Source organism: Roseivirga pacifica, from assembly GCF_900111145.1.
Lineage (GTDB): Bacteria > Bacteroidota > Bacteroidia > Cytophagales > Cyclobacteriaceae > Roseivirga > Roseivirga pacifica.
The window spans coordinates 1,340,451-1,367,299 of sequence record NZ_FOIR01000002.1 but is presented as its reverse complement, the minus strand read 5'-3'; the positions used below and the strand labels follow the sequence as shown (position 1 = coordinate 1,367,299).

26 protein-coding genes and 1 tRNA gene are annotated in these 26,849 nt (G+C 39.2%); 22 read left to right on the top strand and 5 right to left on the bottom strand.

The window, feature by feature from the left end; genetic code table 11:
• The first annotated feature begins 5 nt into the window (after positions 1–5).
• The 21 genes from rffA to BMW98_RS14640 all read left to right on the top strand — a co-directional run bounded on the left by rffA (position 6) and on the right by BMW98_RS14640 (position 21,501).
• Positions 6–1,118 (top strand): dTDP-4-amino-4,6-dideoxygalactose transaminase, encoded by a 1,113-nt coding sequence (rffA, locus tag BMW98_RS14740; protein WP_090259342.1) that lies wholly within the window; start codon positions 6–8, stop codon positions 1,116–1,118.
• 3 nt (positions 1,119–1,121) lie between these two features.
• Positions 1,122–2,561: an MOP flippase family protein gene (locus BMW98_RS14735; protein WP_090259341.1), complete on the top strand. Its 1,440-nt coding sequence runs from the start codon at positions 1,122–1,124 to the stop codon at positions 2,559–2,561.
• A complete protein-coding gene (locus BMW98_RS14730; RefSeq protein WP_090259340.1) occupies positions 2,558–3,667 on the top strand; it encodes a TDP-N-acetylfucosamine:lipid II N-acetylfucosaminyltransferase family protein in 1,110 nt (369 codons plus the stop codon). The genes BMW98_RS14735 and BMW98_RS14730 overlap by 4 nt, the downstream gene beginning before the upstream one ends.
• 6 nt (positions 3,668–3,673) lie before the next feature.
• On the top strand, positions 3,674–4,336 hold the full coding sequence (locus BMW98_RS14725; RefSeq protein WP_090259339.1) for a CatB-related O-acetyltransferase: 663 nt from the start codon (positions 3,674–3,676) through the stop codon (positions 4,334–4,336).
• Positions 4,326–5,426, top strand: a complete 1,101-nt coding sequence (locus BMW98_RS14720; protein ID WP_090259338.1) for a glycosyltransferase — start codon at positions 4,326–4,328, stop codon at positions 5,424–5,426. The genes BMW98_RS14725 and BMW98_RS14720 overlap by 11 nt, the downstream gene beginning before the upstream one ends.
• 40 nt (positions 5,427–5,466) lie before the next feature.
• Positions 5,467–7,008 carry an aldolase catalytic domain-containing protein gene (locus BMW98_RS14715; protein WP_222843652.1) on the top strand — a complete coding sequence of 514 codons (1,542 nt, stop codon included), beginning with the start codon at positions 5,467–5,469 and terminating at the stop codon, positions 7,006–7,008.
• Positions 7,008–7,703, top strand: coding sequence for an acylneuraminate cytidylyltransferase family protein (locus BMW98_RS14710; protein WP_090259337.1), 696 nt, complete (start codon positions 7,008–7,010; stop codon positions 7,701–7,703). Before BMW98_RS14715 ends, BMW98_RS14710 begins: the two co-directional genes overlap by 1 nt.
• On the top strand, positions 7,681–8,304 hold the full coding sequence (locus BMW98_RS14705) for an HAD family hydrolase (RefSeq protein WP_090259336.1): 624 nt from the start codon (positions 7,681–7,683) through the stop codon (positions 8,302–8,304). The genes BMW98_RS14710 and BMW98_RS14705 overlap by 23 nt, the downstream gene beginning before the upstream one ends.
• A gap of 1 nt (position 8,305) precedes the next feature.
• Positions 8,306–9,076, top strand: coding sequence for a glycosyltransferase family 29 protein (locus tag BMW98_RS14700; protein WP_090259335.1), 771 nt, complete (start codon positions 8,306–8,308; stop codon positions 9,074–9,076).
• On the top strand, positions 9,073–9,570 hold the full coding sequence (locus BMW98_RS14695; RefSeq protein WP_090259334.1) for an LbetaH domain-containing protein: 498 nt from the start codon (positions 9,073–9,075) through the stop codon (positions 9,568–9,570). The genes BMW98_RS14700 and BMW98_RS14695 overlap by 4 nt, the downstream gene beginning before the upstream one ends.
• A 3-nt stretch (positions 9,571–9,573) precedes the next feature.
• Positions 9,574–10,695, top strand: coding sequence for a glycosyltransferase family 4 protein (locus BMW98_RS14690; protein ID WP_222843651.1), 1,122 nt, complete (start codon positions 9,574–9,576; stop codon positions 10,693–10,695).
• Complete coding sequence (locus tag BMW98_RS14685) at positions 10,692–11,798, top strand: glycosyltransferase family 4 protein (RefSeq protein WP_090259332.1); 1,107 nt, start codon at positions 10,692–10,694, stop codon at positions 11,796–11,798. The genes BMW98_RS14690 and BMW98_RS14685 overlap by 4 nt, the downstream gene beginning before the upstream one ends.
• Before the next feature lie 127 nt (positions 11,799–11,925).
• Positions 11,926–13,032, top strand: coding sequence for a glycosyltransferase (locus tag BMW98_RS14680; RefSeq protein ID WP_245733603.1), 1,107 nt, complete (start codon positions 11,926–11,928; stop codon positions 13,030–13,032).
• Positions 13,033–13,040: 8 nt separating this feature from the next.
• Positions 13,041–13,934 (top strand): GNAT family N-acetyltransferase, encoded by an 894-nt coding sequence (locus tag BMW98_RS14675; RefSeq protein WP_090259331.1) that lies wholly within the window; start codon positions 13,041–13,043, stop codon positions 13,932–13,934.
• Entirely contained in the window at positions 13,934–15,136 is a 1,203-nt protein-coding gene (locus BMW98_RS14670; RefSeq protein ID WP_090259330.1) for a hypothetical protein, read from the top strand. The genes BMW98_RS14675 and BMW98_RS14670 overlap by 1 nt, the downstream gene beginning before the upstream one ends.
• Positions 15,126–16,124: a polysaccharide deacetylase family protein gene (locus BMW98_RS14665; protein WP_139177589.1), complete on the top strand. Its 999-nt coding sequence runs from the start codon at positions 15,126–15,128 to the stop codon at positions 16,122–16,124. The genes BMW98_RS14670 and BMW98_RS14665 overlap by 11 nt, the downstream gene beginning before the upstream one ends.
• Positions 16,117–17,283 carry a glycosyltransferase family 4 protein gene (locus tag BMW98_RS14660; RefSeq protein ID WP_090259328.1) on the top strand — a complete coding sequence of 389 codons (1,167 nt, stop codon included), beginning with the start codon at positions 16,117–16,119 and terminating at the stop codon, positions 17,281–17,283. Before BMW98_RS14665 ends, BMW98_RS14660 begins: the two co-directional genes overlap by 8 nt.
• Positions 17,276–17,881, top strand: a complete 606-nt coding sequence (locus tag BMW98_RS14655) for a sugar transferase (RefSeq protein WP_090259327.1) — start codon at positions 17,276–17,278, stop codon at positions 17,879–17,881. Before BMW98_RS14660 ends, BMW98_RS14655 begins: the two co-directional genes overlap by 8 nt.
• On the top strand, positions 17,878–18,486 hold the full coding sequence (locus BMW98_RS14650) for an acetyltransferase (RefSeq protein WP_090259326.1): 609 nt from the start codon (positions 17,878–17,880) through the stop codon (positions 18,484–18,486). The genes BMW98_RS14655 and BMW98_RS14650 overlap by 4 nt, the downstream gene beginning before the upstream one ends.
• Positions 18,473–19,612 carry a DegT/DnrJ/EryC1/StrS family aminotransferase gene (locus BMW98_RS14645; RefSeq protein ID WP_090259325.1) on the top strand — a complete coding sequence of 380 codons (1,140 nt, stop codon included), beginning with the start codon at positions 18,473–18,475 and terminating at the stop codon, positions 19,610–19,612. Before BMW98_RS14650 ends, BMW98_RS14645 begins: the two co-directional genes overlap by 14 nt.
• A complete protein-coding gene (locus BMW98_RS14640) occupies positions 19,612–21,501 on the top strand; it encodes a polysaccharide biosynthesis protein (protein ID WP_090259324.1) in 1,890 nt (629 codons plus the stop codon). The genes BMW98_RS14645 and BMW98_RS14640 overlap by 1 nt, the downstream gene beginning before the upstream one ends.
• Positions 21,502–21,585: 84 nt before the next feature.
• Here BMW98_RS14640 and BMW98_RS14635 read toward each other — a convergent pair whose 3' ends face one another.
• The 4 genes from BMW98_RS14635 to sucC all read right to left on the bottom strand — a co-directional run bounded on the left by BMW98_RS14635 (position 21,586) and on the right by sucC (position 25,159).
• Positions 21,586–22,521 carry a hypothetical protein gene (locus BMW98_RS14635; RefSeq protein ID WP_090259323.1) on the bottom strand — a complete coding sequence of 312 codons (936 nt, stop codon included), beginning with the start codon at positions 22,519–22,521 and terminating at the stop codon, positions 21,586–21,588.
• Between the two features lie 273 nt (positions 22,522–22,794).
• Positions 22,795–23,724 carry a hypothetical protein gene (locus BMW98_RS14630; protein WP_090259322.1) on the bottom strand — a complete coding sequence of 310 codons (930 nt, stop codon included), beginning with the start codon at positions 23,722–23,724 and terminating at the stop codon, positions 22,795–22,797.
• 136 nt (positions 23,725–23,860) lie between these two features.
• Positions 23,861–23,934, bottom strand: a tRNA-Arg gene (locus BMW98_RS14625).
• 13 nt (positions 23,935–23,947) lie between these two features.
• Complete coding sequence (gene sucC, locus BMW98_RS14620) at positions 23,948–25,159, bottom strand: ADP-forming succinate--CoA ligase subunit beta (protein WP_090259321.1); 1,212 nt, start codon at positions 25,157–25,159, stop codon at positions 23,948–23,950.
• Positions 25,160–25,277: 118 nt separating this feature from the next.
• Here sucC and BMW98_RS14615 point away from each other — a divergent pair, with 118 nt between their 5' ends.
• Positions 25,278–25,946 carry an ABC transporter ATP-binding protein gene (locus BMW98_RS14615; RefSeq protein WP_222843650.1) on the top strand — a complete coding sequence of 223 codons (669 nt, stop codon included), beginning with the start codon at positions 25,278–25,280 and terminating at the stop codon, positions 25,944–25,946.
• On the opposite strand, the gene BMW98_RS14610 is transcribed toward BMW98_RS14615, so the two are convergent.
• Positions 25,927–26,802, bottom strand: a complete 876-nt coding sequence (locus tag BMW98_RS14610; protein ID WP_090259320.1) for an outer membrane beta-barrel protein — start codon at positions 26,800–26,802, stop codon at positions 25,927–25,929. The genes BMW98_RS14615 and BMW98_RS14610 overlap by 20 nt on opposite strands.
• Between the last annotated feature and the right edge of the window lie 47 nt (positions 26,803–26,849).

The window sequence follows — 26,849 nt, the reverse complement described above, 5'->3', positions numbered from 1 at the left end:
CTCGGATGATTCCATTCAATAAGCCTTACTTATCTGGTAAGGAAACCAAGTATATAGAAGAGGCCGTACGCTCAGGAAAAATCTCTGGTAATGGCGGGTTTACTAAAAAGTGTCAGGTTTTTTTTGAGGAAAAGTATGCTTTTAAAAAGTGCTTGCTTACTACCTCTTGTACAGATGCTTTAGAAATGGCCGCTATATTGTTAGATATAGCTCCTGGTGATGAGGTGATTTTACCTTCTTATACCTTTGTTTCAACGGCTAATGCTTTTGTCTTACGGGGAGCAAAGTTGGTCTTCGCAGACTCTAGGGAAGACCACCCTGGGATAAATGAGGCTAGTATAGAAGCACTGGTTACAACTAATACAAAAGCAATTGTTGTGGTGCATTATGCAGGAGTGGCCTGTGATATGGATACTATAATGGATATTGCAAGTAGGCATAACTTGTTTGTAGTTGAAGATGCAGCGCAGGCCATTGATAGTTATTACAAAGGCAAGCCGCTCGGAGGTATTGGACACCTTTCGGCCTTCTCCTTCCATGAGACTAAAAATATAATTGCTGGAGAGGGTGGAATGCTGGTAATAAATGATGAACGCTTTATTGATAGGGCTGAAGTGATTTGGGAAAAAGGGACGAATAGAAGTGCTTTTTTTAGAGGAGAGGTAGATAAATATGGTTGGGTTGATATTGGCTCATCGTTTCTACCTTCCGAAGTAATAGCTGCATTTTTGTATGCTCAGCTCGAGCAGTTGGACGATATACAACGAAAGCGAAAATATATTTGGGACTATTACTTTAATAGATTAATTAATGTGGTGGAAAAGCTAGAAGTACAGCTTCCGGCAATACCAGAATTTGCCTCTAACAACGCACATATGTTTTATTTGGTAGCAAACGATTTATTTATCAGAGAGAACCTCCTTGCTAGGATGAGAGAAAAAGAGGTGCATCCAGTTTTCCATTACCTTTCTTTACATAAAAGTCCATTTTATAATACCAAGCATGATGGCAGGGTTTTAAACAACGCTGACCACTATACAGATTGTCTGTTTAGGCTTCCTTTGTTTTATGAATTAGATGACCAAATGCTCTCACAAGTGATTGAGGCCATTAGTTAGTTTATGGTTAAACTTAGAGCACTCGTCTTTAAAGGAGTCTTCTGGTCGTTTGTAAACCAAGTAGGTGTTCAAGTCCTACAGCTGGCGACAATGGCCATATTGGCTAGACTCCTCGTACCCGAAGATTTTGGACTAATGGCTATGGTGACCATTGCTACTGGTTTTGTTAATATTATTAGAGATTTCGGTATAGGGGCGTCATTAGTCCAAAAAAAGGAAGTTAACAATGATGAGTATAGTACGGTTTTTTGGTTAAATCTTGGAATTGGTCTTGCCCTAACGTTGGGTGTCTATTTGCTAGCGCAGCCTATAGCCTCTTTTTTTAAAGATGATAGGTTAAAGGCAATTATGGAGTTTGTGTCGTTCTCCTTTCTTTTAAACTCTGTGGGGGTAGTTTGGGGTAATATTCTTTTAAAGAATGTGGAATTCAAACAGATATTTTACAGAAATTTTCTTTCCACGCTATTATCTAGTGTAGTGGCTGTTTTTTTGGCGCTAAAAGGCTACGGTTATTGGGCTTTAGTAGTTCAGGTTTATGTTAAGATTATTTCCAATCAGTTTTTTAACTTTTTGAGAGTCAGGTGGGTGCCCTCTATAGTATTTAAAAAAGTCTTTATATCTGATGTTTTCAAGTTCAGTCTTCCTCTGTTGGCGGATAAGTCCGTTAATTATTGGATGAGAAACGTAGATAATTTGCTTATTGGGAAATTTCTAGGCAAAGGTGAACTCGCTTTTTATACGAAGGCTTATTCATTAATGCTCTTGCCGGTTAGGCAACTGTCAGGAACAATAACAAAAGTTTTGTTTCCGTCATTTTCATTAATTCAAGAAGACCCTTCAAGAATGGGGAGGGCATATTTAAAAATATCCAGAGTTATAGCTTTTGTTTCTTTTCCTGTGATGTTTTTATTGGCAATGAAAGCAGATATTGTCGTAATGATAATTTATGGTGATCAATGGAAACCGGTGATTCCCATATTTAGAGTATTAAGCATTTTGGGTATGTTTCAGGCCATTGGTACACTTAGCGGTAATATTTATTTAGCCCAGGGCAAAACTATGCTGATGTTTAAAGTAGGTGTTTTTTCTAGATTGCTCATGATAGCAGGAATTGTGATAGGCTTGTGGAAGGGAGGGCTTATGGGAATGGTTTATGGATATTGTATTTCTTCTTTTTTGGCCTTTATTCCTGAGTTGTTTTTTATGGGTAATATCATTGGGCTGAAACTTTGGTCTATTGTAAAAAATTTTATCCCCTACTTTTTCATAGCACTGGTGTGTGCTATACCGATCAACTTTATTCAACTCCCTTTAGCTTCATGGGTTGAGTTTTTGATTTCAGGTTTGGCCTTTGCAGTGATTTATGTTTCTTCTTGTAAGTTTTTAAGACTAGCTGCTTTTATTGATTTGTATGATTTAATTAAAAAGAAAATGTTGAAATGAATCTCCATTTGTTTACTGATAGTGTATTTGTTGATAAAATAATACCAAAGTGTGAGGAGTATGGGGAGGGAAATATATTTATAGTGTTTTCTCCATCAATAAAGTTAGTGAAAAGCACTTCTATCTATCACTTTAGATCCTACTCGGAATTAAAGAAAAGTAACATTAATCTTAGAGAAGTTAAGAAAATATTTGTTCACTATTTAGGCGGTTATGCCGTGGATTTCATTCTAGATAATCCAAAATTGGGAACCTATTTTTGGTTCTTTTGGGGAGCTGATGGCTATTCGTTGAAAGGTTTAAGAGAAAATGTTCTGTTGCCTAAAACAAAAAGAAATGCGAAAGTAGCTAGTTCGGTTTTTTCTAAATACCGAAGGATGGTGATCCGTTTGATAAAACAGATGGACGCAAGAAAGAGAAGGGCATTAAAGCATATCGATTATTGTTGTACTTGGGTTCACGGGGACTATGAACTCATTAAAAGTACAATACCTTGCGAATTGAAATTCCATTTTTTTTCTTACTTATCGGCAATCGATCTTTTTAGAAGTGATGTAGTAAGTTCGGATATTAATTATGATGATTTGCATATAATGGCCGGTAACTCATTGAATGCTACGAATAATCATTTTGAATTAGTCGATTATATTGAATCTTCTTTTAATAATGTAAGTAGGGTAGTTATGCCTATTTCTTATTCTGGATCTGAGACTTATAAGTCGCGGATTAAACAGTATGTGGCAAAGAGCCTTCTGCCAATGAAATACTTAGAGTCCTTTATGCCAATTCACGAATATTTAGATATTATAAATAATTGTGATATCGTTGTGTTCTTTCATTTAAGGCAGCAAGCGGCTAACAACTCATTGTCGGTATTGTGGATGGGGAAAATATTGGTAATGCACCCCGACAGTACTTTATTTAGATTTTTCAGTGAACAAGGCTTGAGTGTGGTTTCATATAAGGAGTTAAAATCCATTAGTGATCTTAAAAAATATGATAGGGACTTCCATGATCGGAAAGAAAGAAACAGAGTTATTTTAAACTCGCTATTTAGTGAAGAAGAAATAGAGAAGATGTATCGATTCTTATTTACTCATAAATAATGCCTTATGTCAAAGCTTATTAAGAGATTAAGTAACTTTCTTAATAATCAGAATAGCCTTGGAAGTAATAATTTTGACTCAAGTAATTTGGCTAGAGGGCTGACTCTTGCTGGAAACGTTAGGATTGGTAAGAATAATGTTCTAAAGCACTTAGAGGTTTACGGTGAGGTGAATATAGGGTCTTTTAACACTATCAATGGGCCTAATACCAGTATACTTTCAAAAATTAACCCGATTACAATTGGTAATTACTGCTCGATAGCAAAGGGCGTGTTAATTCAAGAGTATAATCATCCAATAAATAGACCCTCTACATATTTCATTAACAAACATATTCTTAAAACTAACCATAAGAGAGAACTGATAAGCAAGGGGAGTGTTGAAATAGGTAATGATGTTTGGATAGGAGCCTATTCTGTACTGCTCTCTGGAATAAAGGTAGGAAATGGGGCCATTATTGGCGCGGGTAGCATTGTTACAAAAGATGTTCCTCCGTATTCTATAGTCGGGGGGAACCCAGCGAAAGTCATTAAGTACAGGTTTGATAATGTGATTATTGAAGAACTTAATAAATTAAAGTGGTGGGACTGGGATGAGGCCAAGGTTTTGGCAAATGCTGATTTTTTTAACTCATCCGTGACATTGGATTCACTCAAGAATGTCAGGTAAAGGAAAAACAATATTTTTGGTTGTAGGCTCTTTTAAGTCTGGAGGCACTGAACGCACCGCTTCCAGAATAGGTCTAGAACTGATAAAAAGAGGGTACAGTGTTACTTTTTTATTGATTAATGGAGTATTTGATTATGATGATTTCGGTTTAAAAGAGAACTCCGTTATTCTTAGTCCAGAAAAGCGCTGGTCTAGAGTTACAAGGTTTTTTCTGGTTTATCTCAAACTGTTTAAATTGGTCTACCTTCATCGACCTGATAAGCTAGTTTCATTTTCATTAGGAATTAACAAGCTTATTTTTTTTCTCTTTTACCCTAAGACTATTTTTAGAATAGAAAGCAATATATTTATTTACAAAAAGAAGCTATACCGGAGGTACTTACAAAAATATATGGTTGCCTTTCCTCATGTTAGGAAAGTTGTGGTCCCTTCTGAAGGTCTCTTTCAAGCCTGTAAGGCTTACTTTGGTAAATCTGGAGAAAAGTTGGTTCAGGTTAATAATCCAATAGACACGGAAAAAATAGAAAAATCATGCACCGATTTTGAGAGCACAGATTTTCTTGATCAACCATTTATTGTCTCGGCAGGCAGGTTATCGAAAAGTAAGGGGTTTGAGGCTTTAATAGATGCCTTTTCACAAAGTCAAATTTCAAGAACTCATCGTTTATTGATTTTGGGAGAAGGGGAGTTGCATCAGAAATTAATGAATCAGATTAATACTAATGGCCTCGATTCGAGAGTAAAGCTGTTAGGTTTTGTTAAAAATCCATATCCTTATTTCAGTAAGGCTTTCTACTTTATTTTGAATACAAGTCATGAAAGTTTCGGAAACGTGTTTATTGAATCATTTGCTGCTGGAACTCTAGTAATCAGCAATGATTGTGATTTTGGTCCAAGACATATTATAGAACACGAGAAGAATGGCATTCTTTACGATTCAACTAATTTTGAAAATATAGTAGAATCACTGGACTACTTTATTGATCGGCAAGAACTATATAGTGAAATGAAGCTAAATGCTTATGCTTCCCGGTTTAAGTATAGTATTGAGACTACTGTTGATGATTGGTTGAAGAAGATTACCGAATAAACGATCTTTAGGTTCAATTGGCGATAAATTAGAATAAACTTTGAAAATACTAGACTGCACCCTTCGAGATGGTGGTTACTACACCAATTGGGATTTTAAACCAGCACTTGTTGAAACCTACTTTAGGGCAATGCAGCAATTGCCAATTGAGTATCTGGAAATAGGATATAGGAGTAGAGAGTTGGCCAATTATTTAGGACAATACTTTTACTGTCCAGAATATGTACTCGAGAATGCTAGAAGATTAACAGACAAGAAACTAGCCGTAATCTTAAATCAGAAGGACTTCCCGGTATCAGATGTAAAGGAAGTTTTGGTGCCGGTAAAGGATTACCTTGACTTGGTGCGTGTAGCGGTAAATCCAGATAACTTTGATGAGGCATTGATACTTGCAACGGAATTAAAGAGTCATGGATTTAAAGTGGCCTTTAATGTGATGTATATGTCATCATGGTCAGAGAATGGAGCCTTTATTAAAGAGTTACCTCGAACGGCTGGTTTGGTTGATTATTTCTACATGGTTGATTCATTTGGAGGAGTATTCCCAGGAGATATTAAGCAAACCATTAAAATGGTACGGAATGAAACCGATGTAGCACTGGGCTTTCATGGTCATAACAACCTAGAGTTAGGCTTGATTAATACCCTTACGGCTATTGAAGAAGGAGTTGAAATAGTAGATGCAACCATCACTGGGATGGGAAGAGGTGCGGGAAATCTCAAGACCGAACTTCTATTAACTGCCTTGAATGCTAAACATGAGCTAGATGTGAATTTTAATGCCCTAACATCAGTGGTAGAGGCTTTTGAGCAATTACAATCGCAACATGGCTGGGGAACCAATTTGCCTTATATGGTTTCAGGAGCTAATTCATTACCGCAAAAAGATGTAATGGAGTGGGTGACTAGAAGATTCTATTCTTTTAATAGTATCATCAGGGCACTTCAGAACAGAAAGAAAGGAAGCCAAGACAATGAGAAGCTCCCGATTTTTGAGCAATCAAGCTCATATCAAAACGTATTAATTGTCGGGGGCGGGCCTAATGCGGTTGATCATGCAGAGGCCATAAAACATTGGATTGGTAAACAGGAAAGTGTAGCTATTGTACATGCTAGTTCTAAAAATGCTAAGCATTATGAAGAACTCGCTGATACACCTCAGTTTTTCTGCTTAGTGGGTAGCGAAGGCCATAGATTGGAAAAGGTATTTGATCAAATGGTTGATTTTAAGGGGCAATGCATCTTGCCGCCTTATCCGAGGGAAATGGGGACGTATATTCCATCCGCCTTATCTGGTAAATCCAATGAACTTAAAGAGGTAACTTTCACTAAGGTGAACAAAGATACCCATACTGTTTTGGCAATTCAAGCTGCGATAGACTTAGGAGCAACGCAGGTGTTTATGGTAGGCTACGATGGCTATATGGAGGGTAATATTTCTCAACAAGAGAAAAGCCTATCTGAGGAAAATGAACTAGTATTTAAAGACTTCAGTGACATTGCTGAAAATTCAATTGTTTCACTAACGCCTACAAACTATAAAGGACTAGATGTGCAATCAGTTTACGGTAAACTAGTTTAATGAAAGTTTCCTTTTTTTTACCTATTAGAACGGGAAGCCAGCGTGTTATCAATAAAAATTTGAGGCTTTTTGCAGGCTTTGAAAATGGTATTTTGGAACTTAAGCTTAGGCAACTCTTAAAGTCTGTTGCCATTGATGAGGTTTTGTTATCAACAAATGACCCTTCAGCTATAAAACTTGCCGCTGACCTTGACCCGAAATCTGAAAGAATAAAAGTGGTTGAAAGACCACAGGCATTGTGCCTCGATACTACTTCGTTGACCGATTTGATCAATTATGTACCCTCTGTCGTTAGTCATGATCTAATTCTTTGGGGGCATGCGACCACACCTCTGGCGAGTGCTGCAATTTACGATAAGGCGATACTTGAATATAAAGAGGCTATTCAAAATGGTTATGACTCATTAATATCTGGTTGTTCGTTTAAGAATTTTCTGTTTAGAAGGAAGGATAATAAACTCATTAAGGAACAGCAGTCGGGTTTGCAATGGCCAAGAACACAAGACTTACCAGATTTATTTGAAGTCAATCATGCGATATTTTTAGCACATAGGGACATTTATATAAAGCGTCAAAATAGAGTTGGGCTTAAGCCATTTTTCTATGAAATGGATAGACTAACATCCACGGATATCGATTGGGAAGAGGATTTTAAAATTGCAGAAGTGCTCTATGAAAAGTTTGGAGAATTATAAAGTAATACTCTGGGATTTCGATGGTGTGATTCTGGACTCTATGGCCATTAGAGATCAGGGGTTTGTAGAAGTATTAAAGGAGTATTCTGAAGCCCAAGTAAATGAGCTACTCGTTTATCACCGTAAGAATGGAGGATTATCAAGGTATGTTAAGTTCCGGTACTTTTTTGAGGAAATTCGTGGTGAGGAAATTTCAAATGATAGCGTTAATGGTTTAGCCGAGCAATTCTCAAATGTGATGAAATCATTGCTCATTAACCCAAGCCTTCTTATTTCTGATAGTTTGAATTTTATTATAGAAAACGTTCAGAGATATAAGATGCACATAGTCTCTGGTTCCGATGGTAATGAATTAAGATACCTTTGTGAGCAACTCGATATAGATCAATATTTTCTTACAATCGATGGTTCTCCAACCCCCAAAAAGCAATTGGTGAAGTCTGTTCTCTCCCAATTCGGCTACGCTCAAGAAGACTGCGTTTTGATTGGAGACTCAATAAATGACTTTGAGGCGGCTGAATCAAATTCGGTCGATTTCATGGGCTTCAATAATAGTAATTTAATGGACATGGGTACATCGTATATAAAAAGCTTTAAGTAAGATGCGTATACTCAATGCTATTCTCGGTTTGCTCATTATGCCATTTAAGGTGCGTATTTTTCGTCCTGAAAAGATATTTAAAGGTAAACGAGTGGCGATTATTGGTGCTGCGGACTCGGCTTTTGATACAGAGAATGGTGCTTATATTGATGGTTTCGATTATGTAGTGCGTGTTAATAAATCCCTAATCACGTGGAATAAGGGGAATGAGAAGTACTTAGGAACTAAGTGCGATGTTTTAATTCATAATTTCCATGAGAATATGGATCGAGGAGGGGCCGGAAAGATAGACTGGGACGTATTTAGAAATTTCGGTCTGAAGTTTCTAGTTCAACCAAGGTTTGACAAAGATGGGTGGCGTTCAATGTTTAATTACTTTAAAAAATATCTGAATTATAGGGATCCTATTTTTATTCTTCCCAATAAGTATTATCGGAATATCACCCGTCTTTTTCATGACTACCACCCTACGAAAGGTTTTTGTGCTTTATACTGTGCCTTAAACTCAGAATGTAAAGAAGTTTTTATTACTGGCTTTACGTTTTTTAAAACGCCATATGCTAAAGGGTATAGAGATAATATTAGGGATGTTGAGTCAAACAGAAATCATATTGCCAGTCAAGGGTTACATGACATTAACATGGAGTTTAATAATTTTTTAAAAACCCTTAAAACCGCTAGGGTTAAAACTATAAGAGTTGATACTCAATTACATCGGATTCTTACGCTAGAGGGGTATGAGACAGTGAACAAGGTTTTGAAAATCAATTGAAAGAGCTACTGAAAATTATTTTTGATGATTTAGCTTTCTACAGTGGAAGTACATTTGGAAAGAAAGTAATGACTTTTTTCTTTAAGCCTGCTTTTAGGCTAATGAGGAATTATAGGTTGGGTAATTACTTTTTTTACCATCGGTCCTTTATTTCTGGTCCAATATTGATTTACCTTAAGCACAGACAACTGAAGTATAATTCTTGTCAAATTTCCTATGAGACAAAAATTGGAAGAAAACTGAATTTACCCCACCCAGTAGGTATTGTGATAGGAAAGGGTGTACAGATTGATGACAATGTAAGTTTATACCAAAACTGCACTCTCGGTAGAAAGAGGGGAAACGAATATCCTCATATTAAAAAGGGAGTAACCATCTATCCGTCATCAATTATAGTTGGAAGTGTGATTATTGGAGAAGGTGCTACAATCGGAGCCTTATCATTTGTCAATAAATCCATAAAGTCAAATCAAGTCTACTTTAATAAAGCTTAAAGGTTGAGGATTCTATATATCTCAGATTCTTCTATTCCGTCTTATTCTGCCAATGGCATCCACGTAATGAAGATGTGTCAGGCCTGGGGGGAACAAGGGCATGCAGTGACTTTGTTGGCTAAAAAGACCAATGCGTGTTTAGATAATGTAGAAGACATATTCTCATTCTATGGTGTAACTAAATGTTTTGAGATAAAATTTTTCCCTTCTAAGCCTTTCTCGGGGTCGGGAAGAGTCTATAATTTATTATTACCTTTTTTTTCTTTTGGGAATTTCGATTTGGTTTACACTAGAGCTATCTACCCAGCTTTTTGGTATTCACTTTTTGGAAAGCCAATCTCTTTTGAAATTCATGAACCGTTTGATACCAAAAGCAAATGGCTAGCCAACTTATTTAGGTTTATAGTAAAAAGGGAGGTAGTTAAAAAATGGGTAGTAATATCTAGTCCTATTAAGAACTATTTGATAGAAAGTTTCAATATACCTCAATCTGAAATCTTGGTGGCTCATGATGGGGCTGATGAAGTTGATGACTCCCATGGGGTCTTTGGATTAGCTCCTAATGAAATTCATGTTGGCTATGTTGGTTCTCTATTGAAAGGTAAAGGAATGGATTTAATATTTGAGTTGAGCAAAGTCTTATCAAATGTGAATTTCCATGTTGTGGGAGGAACTGAAGAACAGTTGTTAGATTGGAAGAACCGAACACTACCATCTCAGGAATTAGTTTTTCATGGATTTATAGAGCACGCCAGAACTGTAGAGTATCTTAAGGCATTTGATATTTTAATCGCGCCTTATAAGACAGAGGTTTTTGTAAAAGAAGAATCCAATTCTAACAACATTGCTAAATGGATGTCTCCACTAAAGATTTTCGAATATATGGCCGTTCAAAAACCCATAATTACTAGTGATTTAGAGGTGATAAGAGAGGTGTTGAAAAATAATGAGTCCGCCATCCTATGTAATCCTGATAATCTTCAAGAGTGGGTGAATGCAATAAACCTGTTATCTAGTAATCCTCTTGAGGCATCCAAAATAGCTGAAAATGCTTATAGAACGTTTACAAATGAGTTTACATGGAGCAAAAGAGCAAAGAACATTTTAAACTTCATTGATCGTTGAAAATCCTCCAACTCATCCAAAAGTCACAACTACGCGGTGCCGAGATGTTTGCTTGCCAGCTGTCGAATGAGTTGATGAAAAGCGGTAATCAAGTAAAGGTTGTAGCACTTTTTGATGGAGAAGCAAAGTTGCCTTTTCCTGAGGTACTAAATTTAGGGGCAAACCAGAAAAAGCGTTTGTTCGATTTTTATGGATTTAAAGCTTTATCAAATATAATCAATGAGTTTGATCCTGATATTGTTCAGGCTAATGCTGGAGATACGCTGAAATACGCGAGCCTTTCAAAGCGCTTGTTTGGATGGAGGCAACCTTTAGTTTTCAGAAACGCGAATAAAATGGGAGATTTTATTGATTCAACTCCCAAGAAAATATTTAATCAGTTTTTAGTTAATAAATGTGATGGTGTTGCCTCGGTTAGTGAACTCTGTAGGCAGGACTTTGTGAACACCTTTAAATTTAAAGAATCACGAACTCGTAACCTACCCATAGGAACCAGTATTACTACCGATAACTTTAGCTGGCCTGATGATTTGAAGGAGTATTGCAGCGATGGTCCAATATTAGTTAATATAGCAAGCCTGGTACCCGAAAAGAATCACCTTGGTTTGATTAGCTTATTTGAGAAAGTCCAAGTTAAGTGGTCAAGCGCAAAATTATTGATTGTGGGCGATGGTAAACTTCGGCAAAGTGTGTTGAACCAGGTTGAAAGTTTGGGGCTTCAGGATTCTGTGAAACTCTTGGGTTATCGAAATGACGCTGCAGCAATACTTCAATGTGCTGATCTTTTTGTGCTTCCTTCCAAAATAGAAGGTTTGCCTGGTGTGATACTTGAGGCCTTTATGATGAAGACTCCGGTAATTGCGAATAATGTTGGGGGAATTTCAGAAGTCGTTCGGGATGGGGATACAGGCATGTTGGTTGATGCAAATAGTGCTGACAAGTTTGTAGCTGCCTGTTTAGCTGTTCTGGAAAACAAGATTTTGTCAAATCAGCTTACCACTAGTGCTTTCAATTTGGTTAAAAAGGAGTATGATAACCGCGTCATTGCTGAACGGTTCGTCTCCTTTTACAAAGAAATCATAAGTCAGGAAGAGAAAAAGTGAAGCCCAATTTTAACTCTTCAGGGCTGGAATAATCGAAAAGCGCCAGCATCACTGCTCCTAGGCTGAAGCTCCTTCTACGTATCTCAACATTCTACAATTAAATTAGCATATGACCCAAAAGTCGAAATTGAAGATACTTCACATTATTAAATCGCTAGGTAGAGGTGGGGCAGAAATGTTGCTGCCAGAAACGCTGGCCTTACACGATCAGGAACATTTTGAGTTCCACTACATCTATTTTTTGCCATGGAAGGATCAAATGGTGTCAGCTATTGAGTCGCAAGGCGGAAAAGTGAGTTGTTTTAAGGCAACAAATAATCTTAAGATTTTAGCTAAGCGTAACGAGGTAATCGCATATGTCAAAAGGCATCGAATTGATTTAATTCACTGCCATTTGCCATGGGCTGGTTTTTTGGGACGATTAGTGTTTAGAAAAACTCGGGTACCAACTATTTACACGGAGCACAATAAGCAGGAAAGGTATCACAAGGTTACCAAAGTGCTTAACAAAGCTACTTTTAACTGGCAAAGTAAAGCGATTGCTGTTTCAGCTGATGTGGCTGGTTCTATACAGCAGCACATTGCTCCTGAAGTTCCTGTACAAACCCTACTTAATGGCGTAAACACCGATAAGTTTATGCGCAATACAGCAGACAATGCCGTTCGGTATGAGTTAGGCGTTCCCGCTGAGGCGGTGCTGGTAGGTGCAGTAGCTGTCTTTCGTTTTCAAAAACGATTGGTCGAGTGGTTGGAGGTGATGGCCGAGGTTTGTCAAGCAAACCCTTATTTTTATGGAGTGGTTGTAGGAGATGGCCCTTTAAAAGAGGAGATTATGGCTGCGCATCAACGTTTGGGGCTAAAAGACCGCGTTTTTTTTGTGGGACTCCAAGAGGAGGTTCGTCCATATTTTAATGCGATGGATGTATTCATGATGACCTCGGAATTTGAAGGCTTACCAATTGCACTTTTGGAGGCTATGAGTATGCAGTGTGCGATCTTTACCACCAATGCTGGAGGAATTAAAGAGGTGGTGACCGAGCGAACTGGTATTTGTGTAAATATTGATCAGTGGCCTAATTTGAGCGTAGCACTTTTGAAGTATGCAGATAGACAAAATTTGTCTGAAATGGGAGCAAAAGCAAGAGAGCGCGTTATTGATCAATTCAGCCTCCAAAAAATGGTTAATCAGCTTGAGGCCGAATATTTGAGTTTGGCAAAGAATAAGCTCAATTGAAATAATCCATGGAGATACGTAAGGCCACAGAAAAAGATATACCAGCAATTGTAGAGTTGCTCAGACTGTCTTTGGGTGAAGGTTTGATAAAGAAATCGGAGGAGGCGTGGCGCTGGAAGCATATTGAAAATCCGTTTGGTGAATCACCGGTTTTGGTAGCCGAAGAAAATGATCAATTAATTGGTGTCAGGGCCATGATGCAATGGAGTTTTGAACTGAATGGCCGAATATATCGAGCGGTTAGGGCGGTGGATACGGCCACACATCCCGAGCATCAGGGTAGAGGTGTGTTTAAAAAGCTTACACTTGCCTTGATTGATCAACTTACGGCTGAAGGTTATGATTTTATTTTCAATACCCCCAATGCTCAATCAAAACCAGGTTATCTAAAAATGGGATGGAATGAAATTTACAATGTTCCTATCCGCATTAAACCTAAGTTGTTATTTGGAAAACAGTTGGCTATTACTGATTATGAAATTAATGAAGCCACTTGCTTGAAGTTAAATGGAGCAGAAGGGGCCTACGTCCACTGGCGCTACAAAAACAATCCATTAGCGAAATACTACCAATTGAGTTTTGACAATGGGTTTGCATTTTTTAGGATAAAGGAAGGAAAGTATTTTAACGAGTTACGCATTTGTGATATCTATGCCAAGGGTGATTTTGCTAAGCCGTTTAAAAAAGCCTTACATTATGCTATGAATAGCTTTAAAGCCAGATTGGCCAGTGTTGGTCACTATCAAGGTACTTACAGACAAGTATTAGGTAAAGCTGGCTTTTTACCTAAAATGGATAGGGGGTTAAGCCTTACTGCACGAAGTTTAAACACGAATCCGGAAGATTACTTTTTACAAAAAGGCCAAATAGACCTAGACTTAGGTACTTTCGAGTTGTTCTAATGATTTACGGGATAGCCATTATCATACTCACTGCTGTTATCGCCTTTTCCATGATTAGCGCGAATACGCGGTTGAATAATAATGATAAGAAGCTTCTTCAGAACCTCTATTTCTTTCACCTCTTTATGGGGTTTGTCTACTTTACTTATGTACAGTTCAATAGGTCGGACTCTAGAGGGTATTTTAGGGCAGTTATTTTTGACGAAAAGGGAATTAACTGGTTTGATTACTTTAGTCCGGGGACACCTTTCGTTGAATGGAGTATTTGGCCTTTCATTAAGTTTTTTGGTTTTACCTATGAAGCGAGTATGGCTTTGTTCTGCTTTTTTGGTTTTATTGGGTTCTACTTTTATTTTTTATTCTTCAAAGAAAGAATCAAGTTCAAGCATCAGTTCTTCGGTGTTGATTTACTTACAATTTTTCTTTTCCTGCCCAACATGCACTTTTGGACTGGTTCCTTAGGTAAGGGTTCGCTAATTTTTATGGGGATTGGTATGTTTACCTACGGGCTTAATAAGTTTAATACACGATGGGTGCCACTGCTTTTGGGCGCGTTTATTATTTGGGGAATCCGAGTCCCGATTCTTTTGGTGATGGTTATGGGGACGGCAATAGGTTTTTTTATTGGAGCGAAAAACTTGAGTGGTGGACAAAAGGCTTTGGGGATTGTTGTCGGGGTAGTAGGTCTTATTTACTCCGCTCAGTTTACTAGTAGCTTTTTGCAGTTGGATGAAATCAATGATGTAGGAGCTTATTTTGATAATAGAGGAAATGAGCTGTCTAGAGGGGCTGGATCTGGAGTAAATATCCAAAACTATAACTTTGCTCAAAAGATATTTACATTTCTATACCGGCCTCTTTTTATTGATGGGGTGAATGCCTTGGGCCTAGTGGTTTCAGTTGAGAATTTATTTTTGCTGATAATGACTTTTAAATTATTCAGTATTAAGGCCGTTAAGTACCTATTAAGAGCCGATTATATGGTTAAAATGTCAATCATAGCCTACATAGGTGCTGCTGTTGGCTTGTCTACAATTGCCGGAAACCTAGGTATTGTGATTAGACTTAAAACCATGATTGTTTACTTTATGCTTTTTGTAGTGATTCAATACATGGATGATGAGAAAATGAAGAAGTACATCAAGTTCAAAAAATGGCAGCGAAAGAAAAAAAGAATGGAGGAGCTAAGAGGTGCAGCCTAAAGGTATCTTCTGCATATCATTAGATTTTGAACTGCACTGGGGTGTTTTCGACAAGCAAACTGCTGATGCCTCTAGGGATTATTTCCTTAATACTAGAAAGCATATTGATAGGATGCTTGCTCTTTTTGAGCAGTATAAAATACGTGCCACCTGGGCCACGGTAGGTGCTTTAAATGCCAAAAGCCAAATTGAATTAGCAGAAGCTATTGCACTGATTGATGCACAATACAGCGAAAGTTCATACCTGCCTTCAATGCTCCTTGAGAACAAAGTAGTGGGTGCAAATGAGCAAGATGACCCATTGCACTTTGCTAATTCTATTATTGAAAAGATTGCTGGAACTAAAGCACAAGAAATAGGTACCCATACGTTTTCTCACTTTTATACACTAGAACCAGGAAGCACACTAAGTGCTTTTCAAAGGGACTTGGCTTTATCTATCAAATCCCTTCAAAGTGAAGGGCAAGAAGTAAAGTCTTTGGTTTTTCCTAGAAATCAGTATAGCGATGATCATTTAGAGATATGTGCGCAAGAAGGAATTGCTGTTGCGAGGATTAATCCAGAAGACTGGTTTTGGCAAACTGAAGCCCAATCTAAAGAACGTTTGAGCAAGAAAGTAATCCGAACGTTAGATCATTATTTTGCTTTAGGGAAGGACACCTCTTTTAATCTGAATGAGCTTGAAAAGAAGGAGGGACAACCACTCTTATTGCCAGCCAGCCGTTTCTTTCGTCCATATAGCGCTATTGATAAAGCGTTTGGTAAACGTAAACTTCAGCGAATCTTACAGGAGATGAGCCATGCTGCCAAACACAACAAGGTTTATCATTTATGGTGGCATCCGCATAATTTCAGTGTTAATCCAGCACAGTCTTTTTCCGATTTGGAAATAATACTAGCTCACTTTCAAACTCTTAAAGATGCGTATAAAATGGGAAGTCATACAATGGGCGAAATAGCCGATATCTATACTGAGTTGAATGGCTAAGCCGGTTAAGCTTCTTCGCATTACTACCGTGCCAATGTCGCTTCGTTTTCTACTCAGAGGACATATGAAGTTCCTTTCTTCCAAAGGTTTTGAAGTGCTCATGGCCAGTGCAGATGGTAAAGAAGTAGAGGATGTTGTAACGTATGAAGGAGTGCCTCATTACGCATTTAACATTACTAGAGCTATTACGCCAATCACAGACCTTCTGACACTCATTCAATTAACTCGGTGGATGAGAAGAGAACGGTTTGATATAGTACATTCTCACACACCCAAGGCAGGGCTTCTGGCCATGCTTGCCGCTCGGTTTGCCAAAGTACCTGTTCGAATGCATACCATTGCTGGTATTCCATGGATGGAAGCAACAGGTAGTAAGAGAAAGCTGTTAAAGTTTGTTGATCAGTTAGCATATAGAGCAGCCACAAACGTTTATCCCAACTCAACTGGGCTAAATGACTTTGTTAAAAAAGAGGGGCTGGTTGCGGAGTCTAAACTGAAGGTAATCGGTCAAGGGAGCTCTAATGGAATCAATACTTCCTATTTTTCAGCAGATGCAGTTTCTCAATCAAGTGGTGAATTAAGGGCGGAGTTAGGGGTTGAAGCAACTGATTTTGTCTTTTGTTTTATTGGTCGAGTTGTGAAGGACAAGGGATTGAATGAATTGGCAGCCGCTTTCAAGGACTTGCCAGAGCATGTTAAACTCGTTTTAGTAGGTCCCTTCGAAGATGAGTTAGACCCAGTGTCTCATGAAACTAGGGAGTTTTTCAATGGTGATAGTCGAGTTCACGCAGTTGGTTATCAGAATGATGTTCGGCCGTTTCTCAAGCTTTCCAATGCACTTGTGTTTCCTACCTATCGAGAAGGCTTTCCAAATGTGCCTATGCAAGCAGGAGCCATGGGTTTACCAGCCATAGTATCTGATATTAATGGTTGCAATGAGATAATTGAACATGGGTTGAATGGTTTGATCGTTCCTCCCAAAGACACAAATGCTCTTGCAGAGGCAATGAGTAAGTTAACCACTGATACGAGCTTAATGGATGGTTTAAAGAGCAATGCCAGAAGAATGATTGTGGAAAGGTTTGATCAACAGGTAGTGTGGGAAGAATTGTACCAAGAATATCTATCTTTGATCAATAGTAGTGACCAGCATGTATAAATCCTTCACCAAAAGACTATTCGATTTTCTGGCTGCCTTGGCAGCTTTTTTATTGTTGTTCCCGCTATTCTTACTCACCACAATTTTACTGGCGATTGTGAATGATGGTAAGCCTTTTTTCTTTCAAACTAGGCCGGGGAGAAATGGTCGCTTGTTCAAAATTTTCAAGTTTAAAACCATGAACGACAAGCGGGATAGCGAAGGTAACTTGTTGCCTGATGCGGATAGGCTGACTGTTGTTGGCGAACTAGTGAGGAAACTTTCACTTGATGAAATTCCGCAGTTGCTTAATGTAATCAAGGGGGATATGTCCTTGGTTGGTCCTCGGCCGCTACTGGTTGAATACTTGCCATTGTATAATGAAAGGCAAGCGATGCGACACAATGTAAGACCAGGTATTACAGGTTGGGCGCAGGTTAATGGGCGGAACGCCATTGACTGGCAAACCAAGTTCGAGTTGGATGTTTGGTATGTAGAACATTTAGACTTTTGGCTCGATATAAAAATCTTATTTTTGACGATGAAGAAGGTGTTCGTGCGCGAGGGAATTAGCTCAGTTAGTTCGGTCACGATGGAAAAATTTACAGGTAATCAATGATATTAATAGGCGCTTCTGGTCACGCAAAAGTGATTATAGATATACTGGAAAAATCTGACGTGGAGGTCGACTATTTGGTTGATGCGAACCCAGATATCAAAGAACTGGTTGGGTACAGGGTTTTGAATGAACGGGGTTATGTGCCACTTTCAGAGGTAGAACATATTATTTCGATTGGTGCCAACCCTATTAGAAAGAAGTTGGCTGAGCAGTTTGAAGTACCTTATGGCTGGGCGATTCACCCTAATGCTATTTTGGGCGATTATGTGACAGTGGGACAGGGTACCGTGATAATGGCGGGAGCTATTGTCAATCCTTCAACGCAAATTGGGAATCACTGTATTATTAATACCTCTGCTTCGGTGGATCACGATTGTGAGATTCATGACTATGTTCACATTAGCCCAAATACTACACTTTGTGGAGGTATTATGGTTGGTGAAGGGACACAAGTTGGTGCTGGTGCCACAATAATACCTGGTATTAAAATAGGTAAATGGGCAACCGTAGGCGCTGGGGCTGTGGTAATTAAAGATGTGCCGGATTACGCTACCGTTGTGGGTAACCCGGCTGTTGTTATTAAAACTAAGGATGGAGAAAAGTAGAATTTGGCTTTCTTCCCCACATATGGGGGGCAAAGAGCAGCAATTTGTAAAAGAAGCTTTTGATACCAACTGGGTGGCGCCATTGGGACCAAATGTTGATGGATTTGAACATGATTTACAAAACTACGCTGGTGTTGCTAATGCCGCTGCGCTAACGAGCGGTACAGCAGCTATTCATTTAGCACTTATAATTTTGGGTATTGAGAGGGGTGATGAAGTACTGGTTTCAACTTTTACTTTTTCTGGTTCGATCAACCCAATAGTTTATCAGGGGGCAGTACCTATAACGGTCGATAGTGAGCCTGACACTTGGAACCTTTCGCCTGAATATTTAGAGCAAGCCATCACTGAAAGAATTAAACTAACCGGTAAGGTGCCTAAAGCATTGGTGCTCGTCCATTTGTATGGAATGCCTGCTAAGCTGGATGAGATTGTGGCTATTTGCGAAAAGTATAATGTGGTCTTAATCGAGGATGCGGCCGAAGCTTTGGGGAGTTCATATAAAGGGAAAAAGCTTGGTGCTTTTGGCGATTTGAGCATTTACTCCTTTAACGGAAATAAAATTATCACCACCTCGGGAGGTGGGGCTTTGCTCTCAGAAAATGAAGAATGGATAAAGAAAGCAAGATTTCTTGCTACACAGGCACGAGATAACGCGCCTCATTATCAGCATTCAGAAATAGGCTACAACTACCGTATGTCGAATATTGTAGCCGGAATAGGCCGTGGGCAAATGAAGGTGTTGGATGAATGGGTAGAGAAAAGAAGGGCTATAAATAAGTTCTACAGAGAAGTACTCTCTGGAGTAGATGGGGCTACTTTTTTAACAGAACCGAACGAAGACTACTTCTCAAACTACTGGCTAACTACCATTCTAATTGATGAAGCCAAGGCTGGAGTCAATAGAGAGTTTGTGAGGGAAGAGTTGTTAAAGGAAAATATTGAGTCAAGGCCTTTGTGGAAACCAATGCATATGCAGCCTGTTTTCATGGACTATCCACAATATGGTAATGGCTGCGCAGAAAGGTTGTTTGAAAATGGTTTGTGCCTACCCTCAGGCTCCAATCTTACAAAGACTGAATTAGATAGGGTAGAATCGGCTTTAAGGCGTATTTTTAACAAGTAATGCTAAACAAGTTCAAAACACTTAATGTATTGCCAAGGTGGATCATTGTAATGATTGACCTAACGATATTTTCGTTGTCTGCCTTGGTGGCCTACCTACTTAGGTTAAACTTTCAGGTAGACCAGCTTTATGAGTTCGATTTTCTAAGGGGGATAACAGTTTATACTGTTGCAGGCCTAATGGCCAGTTTAATTACGAGGAGCTTTGCAGGAATAATTCGTTATACAGGTATTCAAGATACTTTAAGGGTGCTTTATGCCAACTTGACCACACTGTTTATAGTTTTCACCATAAATTATCTTTCGGAGAATACATTCCCTTATTCCATAGCGCTCATTGCGTTTTTGGTTTCTTTGGTCATTTCCATCAGTTACAGGCTTCTAGTAAAGGAGTTATTCGCTTTCTACAGAACTGTTCCCAAGGCACAAAAAAGAGTGCTCATTTTTGGTGCTGGGCGTTCTGGTATGATCACCAAGCAATTAATCGATAATGATACTAAACAGAATGTGAAGGTTGTTGGGTTTTTGGAAGATAATGCCAGAAAGATTGGCAACGTTATGGCAGGAGTCAAGATTCATTCGGCCGTAAACGACTTTGAAAAACTGATACTTAAGCATAGCCCATCAGAATTAATTATCGCTACTTCCAACATGACTATTGAGCGTAAAAACGAAGTGGTAGACCGGTGTTTGGAGTTTGGAATTAAAGTGTCTACCGTTCCATCGACAGATAAATGGATAGGTGGAGAATTTGACATTAACCAAATTCAAGAAGTTAAAATTGAAGACCTCTTAGGTCGAAATACAATTCAGCTGAAGAACAAGTTCATTGCCCAAGAGCTGAATAATAAGTGTGTTTTGATAACTGGGGCAGCAGGGTCTATTGGTAGCGAAATTGTAAGGCAGGTAATCGGATACAACCCTGCTAAGGTGATTTTATTGGATCAGTCGGAGACTGGCCTGTTTGAGATTGAAAATGAGATTCGAGCCATAAAGAAACTCGATGATAGGCTGGTGAGTTATGTAGCCGATGTTTCTAACGCCAGTAGGGTCAGAGATTGTTTTGCCACATACAAACCGAATATTGTTTTTCATGCCGCAGCGTACAAGCATGTGCCTATGATGGAAAACAATGTTGCCGAAGCAGTAAACTGTAATATCATCGGCACGAAAAATTTGGCTGATCATTCTGTTGAATTCGAGGTTGATAAGTTTGTGATGATCTCGACCGATAAAGCAGTTAACCCAACAAGTGTAATGGGAGCAACTAAAAGAATGGCTGAGGTTTATGTTCAGTCCCTCAATGAGTTTTTACGTGAGATAGATTCTGGTGCGACTAAATTCATTACCACAAGGTTTGGCAATGTACTTGGTTCGAACGGTTCTGTGATTCCAATTTTCAAAAGGCAGATTCAAAACGGTGGGCCTATAACCGTTACTCACCCAGATATCACGCGCTACTTTATGACTATACCAGAGGCCTGTAGCTTGGTACTAGAAGCCGAAACAATGGGAAAAGGGGGCGAAATATTTGTCTTCGATATGGGACGCTCTGTTAAGATTGTAGACCTCGCAAAGCGTATGATTCAGCTATCGGGCTTAGAGGAAGGAAGGGATATTGAAATTGTATTTACGGGCTTAAGGCCTGGCGAAAAGCTTTATGAGGAACTGTTGGATGATGCTGAGAACAATCTTGCTACACACCATCCTAAAATCATGATTGCTCAAACGCGAAGAGTGGAGTTTTCAACGATCAAATCTACCACAGATAGCTTGTTAGATATTCTGGCCACTCGCGATTTGGATCAAGAACACGCCTTGGTAAGAACGCTTAAGGGCATTCTTGTAGAATATAAGAGCAAAGCCTCTAAGTTCGAAACACTTGATTAACCAGCTGTCGCTGACCTAGTAGATGGGGCTATCAAAAACACTATGAAACTTCAGGCAAGCCTCTGCCTTATTGTTGGAGAAGACTTATCTAAATTTAGGCTTCTTTCTACTTGGAGAGAAAATCTCACCTAGGAAATTGTCCGGCAAATACATTTCTAGCCTCAATTGAAAAATGTAATAGGCGTCATTGTATTCAGGGTTGCCGCGAGTATTACGTTCTTTTCGAGGGGCGAACCCAGCCTCTGCAGAACGATCATACATTCTAACAGCTAATTCCTCCAAACCTGTACCGTTATCTATATGGTACTGTCTTACTTGGTCTATACTTGGATAGTCCGAACTCACATCATCTAGATGGTCACTAAAAGTAAACCTTCTAGCACCTTCAACAAGAATATCAATAAATTGATTTGCACGGAGCCTTAGTCCAAAGCCAAAGGGGACAACCATTACTACTCCACTGTAGGGTTCGCTTAAGACTTCCGTATTTAATTCTCTTAAATTAACCCATTCGCCACTTCCAGTGGAATCCAATCCTTTAGGGTTATTGGTTGAAATACCCAGTCCTGCAATAATGTAGGGGTTTATCAAGGGCCTTCTTGAGTAACTACCTTTAATAGGAATCAGGTTGAAAATGAACTGTGCCGATAACTCAAAATTTCTTGCTCTAAACGAAAGGTTTCTGATTTCTCGAGAATCGGTCGAAATTGTTCTACCTCTAGATCTTCCAAGTGTTCCTGAAGCTCCTGTTAGTGAGTCTGCAGCTGAGATCTGGTACCAGTTTAGATCTAGACGCATACTTAACTGGCTGCCAAGCTTCTTTCTTAATCCTAATCCCACATTAGGGCCAGGAGAAAGGCCGTCATACAAAATATCGTACATGTCACCATGATAGGTAGATATACCAGCGCCATAAGAGAACATTAATGTTCTGTCTCTACGTTTAGAGTAGAAATTTTGTGCACTTATGGTCTCCATTAGTGCAATTATGAGTAGTAGGGTGACTGAAAGTTTTCTCATGACATTATCACGGACACACAAATCTAAATAAATCAACCGTGGGTTCAAACATCTATTAATTTATCGTTCAGATATAATAATGCAATGTTGATAACATTAAAAATGTTCTTTGCATTTTAATAGATGTACTGAAACTCCACCTAAGGCGTAAGTTGATGGTACATGATTTTTGGATGAGGGAGGCGCCTATTTTATGTAGGCAGTGAAACTAATTCCTTTTAGAAGTTAGTCTACTAAGGTTATTTTTGGAGGAATCGGAAATTTAGCGATGAGTTACCTCAGGCGTCTTGCCGTTTTCTTAGAAGCAAATATACCTCCAAATGCTGTATCAGACAAATACATTTCTAGTCTTACTTGAAAGAAGAAGTAGTAATCATTGTATTCAGGGTTGCCTCTAATACTACCTTTTTCTCTTTCTCCAAACCCCTTTTCTGGGGCTCGGTCGTACATTCTTGCGGCTAAATCTGCCAGTCCGGTACCGTTGGCCACATGGTAATCCCTTACTTCTTGCTCACTAGGGTAGAGTGTACTCGCATCATCCAAGTAATCGTTGAATGTAATTCTGCCCGTGCCTTCGAGTACAATGTCTGTAAATTGATTGGCTTTTATTCTAATCCCCATACCCAGAGGTATTACTAGAGCAAGTCCACTGTAGGGTTCTTCAAGCGCCTCTGTATTTAATTTTCGCAGGTTGACCATATTGCCGCTAGCTATGTCTAAACCTCTAGGGTTGTTTGTGGTCACACCAATTCCGGCAATGGCATAAATGTTTAAATCTGGCCGGTAAGAATAGGGGCCATCAATAGGAATAAGATTAAAGATGAATTGAGAAGAAAATTCGAAGTTGTGTGATCTAAAGGAGAGATTTCGCTCATTTCTCGAGTCGTTCTCTTGATCTCCACCACCTAGTGTAAAGCTTGCTTGAGCTGCTAAAGAATCTGCTGCGGCAATCTGATAATAATTGATATCAAATCTTACGCTTAACTGATCGGTGATTTTTCTTCTAAGACCAACTCCCACATTAGGAGTAAAGCCTGCTGATTTATCAAAAAGTGGCGTATACAACTCCCCAACATATATTGACTGTCCTATACCAGCAGAAAGCGCCCAGTTTCTGTCTCTTCTTCTTGCGTAGAAGTTTTGGGCGTAAGTGAATTCTGTTAGGCCAATTAAAAGCAGTAAGGTTAAGGTGAATTGCTTCATTCTAAGGTCTCAATGGTACAAATCTAAAGAAAACAGGGGTAGTCGCAAGTATTCTGATAAAGGATAACTTAAAAGTAATATTTTTTTGGTTCTAAATAAAAATGACCTTTCAATTAATACTTGAAAGGTCATTTTGTACACCCGGAAGGAGTCGAACCCTCAACCTCTGGAGCCGAAATCCAGCGCTCTATCCAGTTGAGCTACGGGTGCTCCCCGTTCCAGCTTAGCTTAACGCGTCTTGAACACGGTTAGCAGCGTCTTTCAGCATAATTGCCGATTGAACTGCCAAACCACTTTCGTCTATAATTTTAGCTGCTTCTTCAGCATTTGTTCCTTGTAGTCTTACAATAATCGGAATGTCAATATTGCCGATTTTCTTGTAAGCTTCAACCACACCGTTAGCTACTCTGTCGCATCTTACAATTCCACCGAAGATGTTAATTAAGATAGCTTTCACGTTAGGGTCTTTCATAATGATTCTGAAACCTGCTTCAACAGTCTCTGCATTTGCCGTACCTCCTACATCAAGGAAGTTGGCAGGCTCACCACCAGAAAGTTTAATGATATCCATAGTAGCCATTGCAAGACCAGCACCGTTTACCATACAACCAACGTTACCGTCTAACTTAACGTAGCTAAGGCCGTACTTTCCAGCTTCTACTTCAGAAGGGTCTTCTTCAGTAATATCTCTTAATTCAACCAAGTCTTTGTGACGGAACAAGCCGTTGTCATCAAGGTTCACTTTAGCATCTACTGCCAAGATTTGGTTGTCCGATGTTTTCAATACAGGGTTGATCTCAAACTGAGATGCATCAGAATCTTCGTAAGCTTTGTAAAGAGAGTAGATGAATTTCACCATTTCTTTGAAAGCCTGACCTTCCAAACCAAGTTTGAAAGCTACTTTTCTTGCTTGGAAACCTTGAAGTCCAACGCGAGGATCAATCCACTCTTTAATAATTTTTTCAGGAGTTTCCTCTGCAACAGTTTCAATGTCCATTCCACCTTCGGTAGAAGCCATAATTACGTTGCATCCTTTGGCTCTATCTAACAAAATAGATAGGTAGTATTCTTTCGGCTCAGAGTCGCCAGGGTAGTAAACGTCTTGAGCAATCAAAACCTTGTTTACTTTTTTACCTTCAGCACCAGTTTGGTGTGTTACAAGGGTACCACCAAGAATAGCCTCTGCTTTTGGTGCTACTTCTTCTAGGCTTTTAGCAAGCACAACACCGTTAGATCGAGTTTCTTGTACCTTACCTTTTCCTCTACCTCCGGCATGAATTTGTGCCTTCACAACATACCAGCTAGTTCCGGTTTGTTCGTTTAGCGTTTTTGCTGCACTTGTTGCTTCGTCAGGTGTATCTGCTACAATTCCTTCCTGAATCTTTACACCGTACTTTTTAAGTAATTCTTTCGCTTGGTATTCGTGAATATTCATGTCTTCTAGAATTTTGTGCGAAGCTAAACCATTGGGGGTATAATAACAAGATTTTATAATGAATAAGCCGTGAAGTAATTACCAATTGCACGATAATACTTATGTTTGAAATGTTAGCATGAAGGAGTTGATAAAAGCCACCAATATTACAAAGTCGTATGGCGACTTGCAGGTGCTCAGTGGTATAGATGTTTCTGTAAATACAGGCGAGGTTTTGAGCATTGTTGGTGCTTCTGGAGCCGGGAAAAGCACCTTGCTTCATATTTTGGGTACCCTTGATGTGCCGGATAACGGCACGCTTGCTTTTGAGTCGAAGAGGATTGATCAACTTAACAGATCGCAGCTGTCAGCATTTAGAAACAGTGCGGTCGGCTTTGTGTTTCAGTTCCACAATTTATTACCAGAGTTTACTGCCTTTGAGAACGTGTGTTTGCCTGGTTTTATTGGTAACAAAAATACAGAGGAGGTAAAGCAACGTGCAGCAGAGTTGCTGGGTACGCTTGGTCTTTCTGCTAGAATTGATCATAAACCTTCTGAACTGTCGGGTGGAGAGCAGCAGCGCGTAGCTGTGGCCCGTGCCCTCATTAACAAACCTAAGGTGGTTTTTGCCGATGAACCAAGTGGTAACTTGGACTCAAAAAATGCTGACGAACTTCACGAACTATTCTTTAAGCTTCGCGATGAGTTAGGCCAAACCTTTGTGATTGTTACGCACAACAAAGAGCTTGCTGAAATGTCGGATAGACAGGTGATTCTAAAAGACGGGCTTATCGTGTCTTCTTTGTAATTCTACAACGGATAGACGATTTGCCATAAAGCGACTTAGGTAGATAAAAACCTATCTTGAAGCCTAACCTGAAGTAGGAGTCAAATGTATCATCACCTCTGGCGGCACCTCCTGGCTCAGCAGGTAGTGGCGGATCCAAAATTGTTCTTGGGTCTGACAAAATAGCCATTGTTGCAGCATCAACACCGTTGGTGTCAGAGAAAGAAGCTTGGTCTCGGTAAACCGTACTTACATCATCTAAATAGCCAGTAAGGGCAACGGTGTATTGAAAATCTAGTTGAAAATCAATGTTTCGTGTTACGTAAAAATTGAAACCTGCACCAAGCGGAACAATCACAGCGATACTTCCGTATTGCTCGCCTTCCAAAGCCAATGGTCTAAGTTCATAAATCTGGCCGTTCAATTCTGCTTTAGGGTTGTTACTAGTTACGCCTAAACCTAGGTGAAAGTATGGATTGAGGAATGCCCTGTCTCTATAGCCCGTGTGTGGGTGTCGGAACATGTAATACATCCCCTGAACAGCCAGTTCAAAGTTAGTGGCCTTAAAGTTCAAGTTTCTGTCTTGCTTGTATGGAACTCTTGAAAAGGAATCGTCAGCCTGAATTTTGTAAACCGAGAGATTCGTTCTTATTGCCAACCGATCCGTCATTAGGTGTTCGTAGCCTAACGAAAAGCTAAGTCCGGCTTGAAGTTTCTGGTCTCCTAGTCTTCTTAGTTCTCCAAAGTAGGTATTGAGTCCTGGCCCTACTGTGACCTTCGATATTCGATCAAAATCACCAGTGGTTACGAAGCGTTGTGCATGGCTCTGTGATGCAATTAGCACAACTAAAAGGAATGGGAAAAGTATTTTTCTCATTAGGCGGCAAGGTCTAAAGCCTACAAATTTAAAATTCAAACGTTCAA